The organism is Streptococcus sp. 53 (assembly GCF_013276565.1).
GTDB lineage: Bacteria > Bacillota > Bacilli > Lactobacillales > Streptococcaceae > Streptococcus.
This window is the reverse complement of record NZ_VMLG01000010.1, coordinates 1-12,251: the sequence shown is the minus strand read 5'-3', so window position 1 is coordinate 12,251 and position 12,251 is coordinate 1. Positions and strand designations below refer to the sequence as shown.

Genomic DNA, 12,251 nt, shown 5'->3' with positions numbered 1-12,251 from the left:
TCAGCCCATCATCCTAAAAGTAAAGAATCTAAATTCACTTTCTATTTACCCTTCTTTCTTGCATTGCTTCCCTAGATATGCTACAGTTGTGGTAACGATTACAAAACAAAAGGAGTATGCTATGAAAAATCCAGCTTTATTAGAAGAAATCAAGACCTATTTAGGAAGGGACGAGGTTCCAGAAGACTTTGATGCTTTCTGGGATGAGGAAGTGAAAAAAGTTTCCACGCTTCCAACCTATCAGTTGGAGGAAAGAGATTTCCACATTCCTCAAGTCAAGTGCTATGAATTAACCTTTGAAGGAACCAATGGAGGCAAGGTCTATGCACGCGTCGTTCTTCCAAAGAGTGAGGAGAAGGTTCCGCTAATCTTCCATTTCCATGGTTATATGGGACGTGGCTGGGACTGGGCCGACATGCTAGCCTTCACCGTGGCTGGTTACGGTGTTGTCTCCATGGATGTGCGGGGCCAGTCAGGTTACTCGCAAGACGGCTTGTGTTCTCCTCTAGGAAATACGGTTAAGGGGCATATCATCCGTGGTGCTGTGGAGAGTCGGGATCACCTCTTTTATAAGGATGTTTATCTGGATATTTACCAGTTGGTTGAAATTATTGCTAGTCTGCCTCAGGTAGATGAGAAGCGACTTTCCAGCTATGGTGCCTCGCAAGGAGGGGCTTTGGCCTTGGTTGCAGCAGCGCTCAATCCTCGAATTCAGAAAACAGTTGCCATCTATCCCTTCTTGTCAGACTTCAGACGAGTGCTTGAGATTGGTAATACTAGCGAAGCTTACGACGAACTTTTCCGTTATTTCAAGTTTCACGACCCCTTCCATGAAACAGAGGAGGAAATCATGGCGACCCTGGCCTATATCGATGTGAAAAATCTTGCCCATCGTATCAAGGGTGAGGTTAAGATGATTACGGGCTTGGACGATGATGTTTGCTATCCTATTACCCAGTTTGCGATTTACAACCGTCTGACCTGCGATAAAGCCTATCGCATCATGCCTGAGTATGCCCACGAAGCCATGAATGTATTTGTCAATGACCAAGTCTACAACTGGCTTTGTGGTAGTGAAATTCCTTTTAAGTATGTGAAGTGATGAATGAGAGAGCCTAGTAGCTCTCTTTTTGTATAGAGTCTAGTCAGCAAATATTCTAGTTCATATATACTTTGAAATTCATACTCTTAGAAAATCTCTTCAAACCACGTCAGCTTCGCCTTGTCGTATATATATGTTACTGACTTCGTCAGTTCTATCTGCCACCTCAAAACGGTGTTTTGAGCTGACTTTGTCAGTCTTATCTACAACCTCAAAACAGTGTTTTGAGCGGCCTGCGGCTAGCTTGGTCTTTGATCTTCATTGAGTATAAAAAACAGATGAGTCTCTGTTTTCTTTTTATGAACTATAAATGTTCAGCTGAAACTACTTTCAAGGAGATTATTATATAAAAGAGTTTCTTGAAACTAAAATCTATTATACCACACTGCATTGAAAGCGTTTTAAAAATGAGGTATAATAAATTTGCTAACACTTATAAAAAGTGATAGAATCTTATCTTTATGTATATTTAAAGATAGATTGCTGTAAAAATAGTAGTAGCTATGCGAAATGACAGATAGAGAGAAGGGATTGAAGCTTAGAAAAGGGGAATAATATGATATTTAAGGCATTCAAGACAAAAAAGCAGAGAAAAAGACAAGTTGAACTACTTTTGACAGTTTTTTTCGATAGTTTTCTGATTGATTTATTTCTTCACTTATTTGAGATTGTCCCCTTTAAGTTGGATAAGATTCTGATTGTAAGCTTGATTATATTTCCCATTATTTCTATAAGTATTTATGCCTACGAAAAGCTATTTGAAAAAGTGTTCGATAAGGATTGAGCAGAAAGTATGATGTAAATAGCATAAGCTGATGTCCAATAATTTGCTTATAAAGAGATATTTTAGTTTAATTGCAGCGGTGTCCTGGTAGATAAACTAGATTGGCAGGAGTCTGATTGGAGAAAGGAGAGGGGAAAATTGACACCGATTTGAGATAGTTTGTTTAGTTCATTTTTGTCATTTAAATGAACTGTAGTAAAAGAAAGTTAAGAAAAGACAAACTAAGTGTATTTTCTGGAGTAAATGTCTTATTTCAGAAATCGGGATATAGATATAGAGAGGATCAGTATGAATCGGAGTGTTCAAGAACGTAAGTGTCGTTATAGCATTAGGAAACTATCGGTAGGAGCAGTGGTATTTGGAACGTCTCCTGTTTTAGCTCAAGAAGGGGCAAGTGAGCAACCTCTGGCAAATGAAACTCAACTTTCGGGGGGGGGGGGGGAGCTCAACCCTAACTGATACAGAAAAGAGCCAGCCTTCTGAGGAAGGAGAAAATATAACTCTTCCTGCAGAGCATGTAGAGTCTGTTTCAGAGACTGAACTTTCTGGCAATGAGCAAGAACATGAAGACAAGCAAGAAGAAAAAATTCCAAGAGATTACTATGCACGAGATTTAGAAAATGTCGAAACAGTGATAGAAAAAGATGACTTAGAGACGAATGATTCAAACGAAAAAAGAGTAGACTTGTCTGATGAATTAGAGAAAGTAAAGGGACTCCAAAATGCAACTGTTCATGTGGAGTTCAAACCGGCTGCTGATGGTCCTAGTTTTTACAATCTCTTTTCTGCTTCCAGTACAACTAAAATAAATGAATACTTTACAATGGCAATCAATAATGGGACAGCTTTGATAGAGGGACGTGGAGCTGATGGTAGTCAATTTTATGGAAGTTATACAGATGCGCCTTTGAAGATTAGACCAGGCAAGTATAATTCGGTTACTTTTACTGTTGAAAGACCAAGAAAGGATAGTCCAAATGGTCAGGTTCGTCTTTATGTGAATGGTGTATTATCTCGTACGAATAAAAAGTCAGGAAAATTCCTGGCAGACATGCCAGATGTGGATAAACTCCAGTTAGGTGCAACTAATAGAGCAGGAGAATTGAAGTGGGGCTCAAATCTTTCTATTCGTAATCTGACTGTATACAATCGTGCTCTAACTCCAGAGAAAGTCAAAAAACGTAGCCAGTTATTTGATGTAACAGATATTGAACCGTCACTTCCTGAAGGGGCAGTCTTGACAGAAAAGCAAGAGTTGTTTATGAGTGGTGTCAATGATAAGCCAAATAGTGAAGGAATTAAGAGTTATCGGATTCCAGCTTTGCTACGTACGGATAAAGGAACATTACTAGCAGGAGCAGATCAGCGTCGTCTCCACCATTCTGATTGGGGAGATATTGCTATGGTCGTTAGGAGAAGTGAGGATGGGGGAACTACTTGGCAGCCAACCTTAACCTTGACCAATCTGCGAGACAATCCAGAAGCAAAAGATCCACAGGCACCATCTCCACTTAATATCGATATGGTCTTGGTTCAAGATCCTACCACAAAGAGAATTTTTTCAATCTATGATATGTTCCCAGAAGGGCGGGCGGTATTTGGAATGCCAAACAAACCTCAAAAAGCTTATCAACAAGTTGGAGATAAGCACTATCAATTACTATATAAACAAGGGGAAAATCAAGCATATACTGTTCGAGAAAACGGAGAAGTATATGATGCAAATAATCAAAAAACAGATTATCGCGTTGTAGTGGATCCAAAAGAAGAAGCCTACAGAGATAAGGGCGACCTCTATAAAGGAGAAGAGCTTCTTGGGAATATTTACTTTGCTCAGTCTGCTAAAAATCCATTTCGTGTAGCCTACACTAGTTATTTATGGCTTTCCTATAGTGATGATGATGGGAAAACTTGGTCGCAACCAAGAGATATTACACCATCAATTCGCCAAGATTGGATGAAATTTTTAGGAACAGGTCCAGGTACAGGAATTGTGCTTAGAACAGGAGAGCACAAGGGTCGTATCTTAGTTCCTACTTATACCACCAATGCTATCTCCCATCTAAGCGGATCCCAGTCTTCTCGTTTGATTTATTCAGATGACCATGGAGAAACATGGCAGGCTGGAGCTGCTGTTAATGATGATAGGACGGTAGGCAGAAGGAAAATTCATTCCTCAACTATGAATAATAGTCCTGCCCAAAATACTGAGTCAGTTGCTGTACAGTTAAATAATGGTGATGTGAAACTCTTTATGAGAGGATTAACGGGTGATTTACAGGTTGCCACAAGTAAAGATGGTGGGCAAACTTGGGACAAGGAAATCAAGAGATACAATCAGGTTAAAGATGTTTATGTCCAAATGGCTGCTATTCACACCATGCACGAAGGAAAAGAATACATCATTTTAACCAATTCAGGGGGACCTAAACGGACGAATGGAATGGCTCATTTGGCTCGTGTAGAGGACAACGGAGACTTGACTTGGTTACATCATAGACCAATTCAAAAAGGAGAGTTTGCCTATAATTCGCTCCAAGAATTAGGAAATGGGGAGTATGGTATCTTGTATGAACATACTGAAAAAGGACAGAATGCCTATACCCTATCATTTAGAAAATTTAACTGGGAATTTTTAACAAAAGATCCGGTATATCCAACGAGTGTAACTATCAGGGACGTTCGTAAATTGGAAACAGAAGAAGAGGATGCAGAACAAGGTATCTTAGCTATGCAATTTGATTCTGAGGTACTAGTAAATTCTATTCCGACTTTGACTTTAGCGAATGGACACAAAGCTACCTTCTTGACCCAAGCAGATCAAAAAACTCTACTTTTCACCTTTAATAAAGAAGATGCAGGTCAAGAAATTACAGGTCTACTGGCCGGTAGAATTGACAGTATGCATGATTTACCAGTTACACTAGCTGGCAGTAGAATTCCTGAAGATGCGAAAGAAAATCCTGTCGAGACCATGAATACAGTAAGAGAAAATGTATCTGAGGAGATGACAGAAAGGAAGTCAGAGAAGGATAAATTATCTTTGGGGTCTTCAGATAGAATGGTAGCAAACTCTCCTCTTACTTCTTTTGCTCCTCGTTACCTCCAATCTTATGTAGGAGATGTTATTAAAACTGAGACTAAAGTTCCAATAACGACTGGTTGGAAGCAAGAAAATGGTGCGTGGTATTTTTATACATCTGCTGGTGAAGTGGTGAAAGGCTGGCATCAGGAAGCGGATAAATGGTACTACTTGAGTTCTACTGGTGCGATGGCAACTGGTTGGGTCAGAGATGGTAACCAATGGTATTATTTGAGTGAGAGTGGAGCAATGTCTACTGGCTGGGTTGAATCCAGTGGTGTGTGGTACTATCTCAATGCTAACGGCTCAATGGCAACTGGTTGGGTCAGAGATGGTAACCAATGGTATTATTTGAGTGAGAGCGGAGCAATGTCTACTGGCTGGGTTGAATCCAGTGGTGTGTGGTACTATCTCAATGCTAACGGTTCAATGGCAACTGGTTGGATAAAAGATGGAGACCATTGGTACTATCAGGAATCATCTGGTGCAATGAAGGTAAATCAATGGTTCCAAGTTGGAGACAAATGGTACTATGTCAATGAAAGCGGAAGATTAGCGGTTAATACTATAGTAGATGGTTATAAAGTTAACTCCAATGGGGAGTGGGTCAACTACTAGAACCTTGGATGTTGATGAATAACTGAGACATGTTTTGTCCGTCATAGAGATAAAAAGTTTATTTAGATAGTTTTCGTAGAAATTTCTACTTTAAGAAAAAGTCAATTTAGATGAGCTCTTATTGCCGGGTAAATGCCTTGCTAGTCGTAAATAAACTGTATATTTCCGACTTACTTAGGACTGGATACCACTAGTCGCAACTTAACAGTTCGCTTTAAGTGTTAAAATGCATATAGCTAGTTATTGGTTATATGCGTTTTTGTTCTTGATTATTTTATTTCTGTCTTGGAATATAGGTAAAATTATAGTAAAATAAAATTCTGTAAATCATGTTGGTAGATATACAGGAAGAAGAGTGTATTGTTGACAATACAGCACATAGAATCCAACATGTCCTTATACTCAAAAAATCAAAGAGCAAATTAGGAAGCTAGCCGTAGCCTGCTCAAAACACCGTTTTGAGGTTGTAGATGAAACTGATGAAGTCAGTAACATATACACGGCAAGGTTGATATGGTTTGAAGAGTATGAAACAATCATAACTTATTTGAAGATTTTAAAAGATTGTAAGCTATTATATCTGGATAAATAAGTATTAGAAACTAAAGTGAGGAAAAAGATGTTTTTATATTTAAAAGGTTTAGGAAAATTTCGTATCGCTAACACCAGACGGCTATAGAGTGAACGAGTACGGGGAATGGATCAACTGATTTTGCTTTACGACCTATTGACGAGCAAGCTAGTAGTATAAAAAAACATTAGAATTAATAGTCTAGGAAGTGGTAAGGATTTTCTAAAATGGTTGATTTTGTAATCTTTTTTGTAAAATATAGTCTTTAATAAATAATATGAGTAAAATTCATCTCTTTGAAAGTGATTAGGGGTAATAGTTTTGAAGTTTCTCGCTTCTTTTGTCTTTCTTTTACGAATAAATAGATAGAAGCATTGAATCTAGCAAACCTAGATTAAAAATGTGCTATAATGAAAGGAGAAAGAATATGACATTACGTCATCCGGGAATCAGCCCGACTAATGACTTGGTTGCTAAGAAAATTTTCAGCAACCCAGAAATCACTTGTCAATTTATTCGCGATATGCTGGACTTGCCAGCCAAAAATGTAACCATTTTAGAGGGAAGCAATATTCACGTTTTGCCTTCCCTACCCTACTCGGCACAGGATTTCTATACCAGTATAGACGTCTTGGCGGAGTTGGATAATGGCACTCAAGTTATTATCGAAATACAAGTTCATCATCAGAATTTTTTCATCAATCGCCTGTGGGCTTACCTGTGCAGTCAGGTCAATCAAAACCTAGAAAAAATTCGCCAACGAGAAGGCGATACACACCAGAGTTATAAACACATCGCACCAGTATACGCCATTGCCATTGTGGACAGTAATTATTTTCAAGATGACTTAGCTTTTCATATCTTTAGCATGCGCGAGGATACGACAGGTGAGGTCTTAACCATCACAAATAATGGTCAAGCAAACCATCTAGTCAAGATGGCGTTCTTGGAATTAAGAAAGTATAGAGAAACCAGCAAAGATAGCATTCGCAAACCGTGGTTGGAGTTTTTTGGGAACAAACCCTTTACCCAGCGCCCCGAGCGAGCCATCAGTCAGGCAGACCAACTGCTGGACTACAAGAGCTGGTCCGAGGAGGATAGGGAAATGTTTAGTCAACTACGTATGCGAGAAGAACAAGCCTTGTTAGCACAGGACTATGCCTTGGAACAAGCTGAAGAAAAAGGGTTGGAGAGAGGTCGGGCAGAAGGACTTGAACGTGGAAAACTTTTTGCCTTTCTGGATATGGTTCGCCAAGGACTTCTGACTTCCGAGGTTGCCAGTCAGCAGTTGGGTATGTCAGTATCTGAGTTTGAGGCGTTGTTGTAAGATCAGCAATAATAGACAAGAAAACCATCTGGTTAAGATGGCATTCTTGGAATTAAAAAACTCTAAGCACAAAATCTTAAAAATCACAAACACGCATAGTATCAGGTAATTAAAAAAACTTGATACTATGCGTTTTATAGTGCATTGAATCTATATTAGGACACTACAATTCTTAAATCATTATTAGAACTTGGTTTGAATTAGCCAATCAATTTGCTCAGTTTTCATATTATACTGTTATATTACAAGATTATTTACTTCATTTTCTCCTAAAATTGACTTTCTTGTTTTTTATCTTGTCCGCTCGAAACAAGTCTTGCAAGAGTCTACTTATTTTTGAAAGTACTTTTAATGTAGTTGATATAGTTAAAAAGATTTGAAACTAAATTCCAAATTAGAAAAAGACTTGAAATGCTAAAAAAAAAAAGTATACTCTAATTGAAAACGGTAACAAAACTAATTTAGAGTATTTCTCTCTTAAAAGTTCTTGGTGAAACGAGATGTAGAAAGGAGATTTAGCCAAAGAGTCTACTAGTGCTAGAATAATAGATTAGAATTATTTTAGAAAAACTAATACTCAATGAAAATCAAAGAGCAAACTAGGAAACTAGCCGCAGGCTGTACTTGAGTACGGCAAGGCGACGTTGACGCAGTTTGAATTTGATTTTCGAAGAGTATAAGTGAGCAGCTTATAAATTCAATTCCCCAAATAGATTCATACCAGTATCTTTTGCAAAAAATAAAGGGCGACTTCCTTCATGAATATCAATTTCATCTATAAGGAAGGTAGTTCATTGAACTAACTTATTTGTTCTGTTTGTCGCTAGAAAAATCAGACCTCCTTGTGAAGATTGAGGAGATACTGAATGAAAATCAAAGAAGAAACTAGCAGCTAGTAGAGATTGCTCAAAACACCGCTTTGAGGTTGTAGATAAGACTGACCTATATAATCCAAGGTGAAGCGACTGTGGTTTGAAGAGATTTTCAAAGAGTATAGGCTAGAGAGTAGTGTTTTTATGTCCTTCTGGTAGAAAATGCTAGACAGAAGAATGGGGAACTTGGATAGGAAAAATAGATTGAGAAAGGAGGTTAAAAAGAGATGATTATTACAAAAATTAGCCGTTTAGAAACTTATGTGGGAGTAAATCCACATTTTGCAACATTGATAGATTTTCTAGAAAAAACAGGACTAGAAAATTTAACAGAAGGTTCGATTGCTATCGATGGTGATCGATTGTTTGGGAATTGCTTTACTTATCTAGCAGACGGTCAAGCAGGAGCCTTCTTTGAAACTCACCAAAAATATTTGGATATTCATTTAGTTTTGGAAAACGAAGAAGCCATGGCTGTTACGTCGCCGGAAAATGTAAGCGTTACCCAAGAGTATGATGAAGAGAAGGATATTGAATTATACACAGGGAAAGTGGAACAGTTGGTTCATTTGAGAGCTGGCGAATGCCTCATCACTTTTCCAGAAGATTTACATCAACCCAAGGTTCGTATAAATGATGAACCTGTGAAAAAAGTTGTCTTTAAAGTTGCGATTTCTTAATGTAGAAAGGGAAGAACGATGAAAAAAATGAGAAAGTTTTTATGTCTAGCTGGAGTTGCGCTAGCAGCCGTTGCCTTGGTGGCTTGTTCAGGAAAAAAAGAAACTACAACTAGTACTGAACCACCGACAGAATTATCTGGTGAGATTACAATGTGGCACTCCTTTACTCAAGGACCACGTTTAGAAAGTATTCAAAAATCAGCAGATGCTTTCATGCAAAAGCATCCAAAAACGAAAATCAAGATTGAAACATTCTCTTGGAATGACTTCTATACTAAATGGACTACAGGTTTAGCAAATGGAAATGTGCCAGATATTAGTACAGCTCTTCCTAACCAAGTAATGGAAATGGTCAACTCAGATGCTTTAGTTCCGCTAAATGATTCTATCAAGCGTATTGGACAGGATAAATTTAACGAAACTGCCTTAAATGAAGCAAAAATTGGAGATGATTACTACTCTGTTCCTCTTTATTCACATGCACAAGTTATGTGGGTTAGAACAGATTTGTTAAAAGAACATAATATTGAGGTTCCTAAAACTTGGGATCAACTCTATGAAGCTTCTAAAAAATTGAAAGAAGCTGGAGTTTATGGCTTGTCTGTTCCGTTCGGAACAAATGACTTAATGGCAACACGTTTCTTGAACTTCTACGTACGTAGTGGTGGTGGAAGTCTCTTGACAAAAGATCTTAAAGCAGATTTGACAAGTCAACTTGCTCAAGATGGTATTAAATACTGGGTTAAAATGTATAAAGAAATTTCACCTCAAGATTCTTTGAACTTTAATGTCCTTCAACAAGCTACCTTGTTCTATCAAGGAAAAACAGCATTTGACTTTAACTCTGGCTTCCATATTGGAGGAATCAATGCCAACAGTCCTCAATTGATTGATTCAATTGATGCTTATCCTATTCCAAAAATCAAAGAATCTGATAAGGACCAAGGAATTGAAACCTCAAACATTCCAATGGTTGTTTGGAAAAATTCAAAACATCCAGAAGTTGCTAAAGCATTCTTAGAATCACTTTATAGTGAAGAAGACTACATTAAATTCCTTGATTCAACTCCAGTAGGTATGTTGCCAACTATTAAGGGGATTAGCGATTCTGCAGCCTATAAAGAAAATGAAACTCGTAAGAAATTTAAACATGCTGAAGATGTAATTACTGAAGCTGTTAAAAAAGGTACTGCTATTGGTTATGAAAATGGGCCAAGTGTACAAGCTGGTATGTTGACTAACCAACACATTATTGAACAAATGTTCCAAGATATCATTACAAATGGAACAGACCCTATGAAAGCAGCAAAAGAAGCAGAAAAACAATTAAACGATTTATTTGAGGCTGTTCAGTAGGTGTAAAAGACTAGAAAATAGGTGGGCTAGTGAGCTGAAAAGCCCTAGCCCAATCTTGTAAAAGAAGGGAGAAGGAGAATGGTTAAAGAACGTAATTTAACTCGCTGGATATTTGTTTTGCCAGCTATGATTATCGTAGGGTTACTATTTGTTTATCCGTTTTTCTCGAGTATTTTTTATAGCTTTACCAATAAGCATTTGATTATGCCCAATTACAAATTTGTTGGTTTAGCTAACTATAAAGCTGTGCTATCAGATCCCAACTTCTTTAATGCGTTCTTTAATTCAATTAAGTGGACCGTTTTCTCATTAGTTGGTCAAGTTTTAGTAGGGTTTGTATTGGCTTTAGCTCTTCACAGAGTACGCCACTTCAAGAAATTATATAGGACCTTATTGATTGTTCCTTGGGCATTTCCTACCATCGTTATTGCCTTTTCTTGGCAGTGGATTCTAAATGGGGTTTATGGCTACTTACCGAATCTAATCGTAAAATTAGGTTTAATGGAACATACGCCTGCATTTTTGACAGATAGTACATGGGCATTCCTATGTTTGGTGTTTATCAACATTTGGTTTGGAGCGCCGATGATTATGGTTAATGTGCTTTCAGCTTTGCAAACAGTACCAGAAGAACAATTTGAGGCTGCTAAGATAGATGGTGCTTCAAGTTGGCAAGTGTTCAAATTTATCGTCTTTCCACATATTAAAGTGGTTGTAGGGCTTCTAGTTGTTTTGAGAACTGTATGGATCTTTAATAACTTTGACATTATCTACCTAATTACTGGTGGTGGACCGGCTAATGCTACAACGACACTTCCAATTTTTGCTTACAACCTGGGTTGGGGAACTAAATTGTTGGGTCGTGCTTCAGCAGTTACAGTATTGCTCTTTATCTTCTTGGTGGCGATTTGCTTTATCTACTTTGCTATCATCAGTAAGTGGGAAAAGGAGGGTAGAAAATAATGAAGAAGAAATCCGGTATTTATTTAGATATTCTCTCACATGTACTCTTGATTGGTGCGACCATTGTTGCAATTTTCCCATTGGTATGGATTATCATATCTTCTGTCAAGGGTAAAGGGGAATTAACTCAGTATCCAACACGATTTTGGCCTGAACAATTTACATTAGATTATTTCACTCATGTTATCAATGATTTGCACTTTATTGATAACATTCGAAACAGTTTAATCATTGCCTTAGCTACAACTGTTATTGCGATTATTATTTCTGCTATGGCAGCCTATGGTATTGTTCGATTCTTCCCTAAATTGGGAGCAATCATGTCGAGACTACTCGTCATTACCTACATTTTCCCACCAATTTTGCTAGCAATTCCCTATTCAATTGCCATTGCTAAAGTTGGGTTAACAAATAGTTTATTTGGCTTGATGATGGTTTATCTATCTTTTAGTGTTCCATATGCAGTTTGGCTCTTAGTTGGATTTTTCCAAACAGTTCCAATTGGAATTGAAGAAGCAGCTAGAATTGATGGTGCAAATAAATTTGTTACTTTTTATAAAGTTGTACTACCGATTGTAGCACCCGGTATTGTAGCAACAGCTATTTATACATTTATCAATGCTTGGAATGAATTCTTGTATGCTTTGATTTTGATTAACAATACAGGAAAGATGACAGTAGCAGTAGCCCTTCGTTCACTTAACGGTTCAGAAATCCTAGACTGGGGAGATATGATGGCAGCATCTGTTATTGTAGTTCTTCCATCAATCATTTTCTTCTCTATCATCCAAAATAAGATTGCCAGTGGATTATCAGAAGGATCTGTGAAGTAATACTCAATGAAAATCAAAGAGCAAACTAGAAAACTAGCCGCAGGTTGCTCAAAGTACAGCTTT

General features: G+C 37.7%; 9 protein-coding genes. All 9 read left to right on the top strand.

Going from position 1 to position 12,251, the window contains the following annotated elements; all coding sequences use genetic code 11:
* Window positions 1–121 precede the first annotated feature (121 nt).
* Complete coding sequence (locus tag HT722_RS03190; RefSeq protein ID WP_173228811.1) at window positions 122–1,102, top strand: acetylxylan esterase; 981 nt, start codon at window positions 122–124, stop codon at window positions 1,100–1,102.
* 556 nt (window positions 1,103–1,658) lie between these two features.
* A complete protein-coding gene (locus HT722_RS03185; protein WP_173277534.1) occupies window positions 1,659–1,886 on the top strand; it encodes a hypothetical protein in 228 nt (75 codons plus the stop codon).
* A gap of 243 nt (window positions 1,887–2,129) precedes the next feature.
* Window positions 2,130–2,345, top strand: a complete 216-nt coding sequence (locus HT722_RS03180) for a YSIRK-type signal peptide-containing protein (protein ID WP_345789572.1) — start codon at window positions 2,130–2,132, stop codon at window positions 2,343–2,345.
* A complete protein-coding gene (locus HT722_RS03175; protein ID WP_173277529.1) occupies window positions 2,299–5,586 on the top strand; it encodes a sialidase domain-containing protein in 3,288 nt (1,095 codons plus the stop codon). The genes HT722_RS03180 and HT722_RS03175 overlap by 47 nt, the downstream gene beginning before the upstream one ends.
* A 998-nt stretch (window positions 5,587–6,584) precedes the next feature.
* Window positions 6,585–7,484 (top strand): Rpn family recombination-promoting nuclease/putative transposase, encoded by a 900-nt coding sequence (locus HT722_RS03170; protein ID WP_173277527.1) that lies wholly within the window; start codon window positions 6,585–6,587, stop codon window positions 7,482–7,484.
* 1,099 nt (window positions 7,485–8,583) lie between these two features.
* Window positions 8,584–9,036 (top strand): YhcH/YjgK/YiaL family protein, encoded by a 453-nt coding sequence (locus tag HT722_RS03165; protein WP_119942290.1) that lies wholly within the window; start codon window positions 8,584–8,586, stop codon window positions 9,034–9,036.
* 18 nt (window positions 9,037–9,054) lie between these two features.
* Window positions 9,055–10,392 carry a sugar ABC transporter substrate-binding protein gene (locus HT722_RS03160; protein WP_173277525.1) on the top strand — a complete coding sequence of 446 codons (1,338 nt, stop codon included), beginning with the start codon at window positions 9,055–9,057 and terminating at the stop codon, window positions 10,390–10,392.
* 78 nt (window positions 10,393–10,470) lie between these two features.
* A complete protein-coding gene (locus HT722_RS03155; RefSeq protein ID WP_000237988.1) occupies window positions 10,471–11,355 on the top strand; it encodes an ABC transporter permease subunit in 885 nt (294 codons plus the stop codon).
* Window positions 11,355–12,188, top strand: coding sequence for a carbohydrate ABC transporter permease (locus HT722_RS03150; protein ID WP_000730332.1), 834 nt, complete (start codon window positions 11,355–11,357; stop codon window positions 12,186–12,188). Before HT722_RS03155 ends, HT722_RS03150 begins: the two co-directional genes overlap by 1 nt.
* The last annotated feature ends 63 nt before the right edge of the window (window positions 12,189–12,251 follow it).

Excerpts from the sequence above, each read along its gene's own strand:
- HT722_RS03190 (WP_173228811.1), top strand. The coding sequence starts at position 122 with ATGAAAAATCCAGCTTTATTAGAAGAAATCAAGACCTATTTAGGAAGG.
- HT722_RS03185 (WP_173277534.1), top strand. The coding sequence starts at position 1,659 with ATGATATTTAAGGCATTCAAGACAAAAAAGCAGAGAAAAAGACAAGTT.
- HT722_RS03180 (WP_345789572.1), top strand. The coding sequence starts at position 2,130 with ATGTCTTATTTCAGAAATCGGGATATAGATATAGAGAGGATCAGTATG.
- HT722_RS03175 (WP_173277529.1), top strand. The coding sequence starts at position 2,299 with ATGAAACTCAACTTTCGGGGGGGGGGGGGGAGCTCAACCCTAACTGAT.
- HT722_RS03170 (WP_173277527.1), top strand. The coding sequence starts at position 6,585 with ATGACATTACGTCATCCGGGAATCAGCCCGACTAATGACTTGGTTGCT.
- HT722_RS03165 (WP_119942290.1), top strand. The coding sequence starts at position 8,584 with ATGATTATTACAAAAATTAGCCGTTTAGAAACTTATGTGGGAGTAAAT.
- HT722_RS03160 (WP_173277525.1), top strand. The coding sequence starts at position 9,055 with ATGAAAAAAATGAGAAAGTTTTTATGTCTAGCTGGAGTTGCGCTAGCA.
- HT722_RS03155 (WP_000237988.1), top strand. The coding sequence starts at position 10,471 with ATGGTTAAAGAACGTAATTTAACTCGCTGGATATTTGTTTTGCCAGCT.
- HT722_RS03150 (WP_000730332.1), top strand. The coding sequence starts at position 11,355 with ATGAAGAAGAAATCCGGTATTTATTTAGATATTCTCTCACATGTACTC.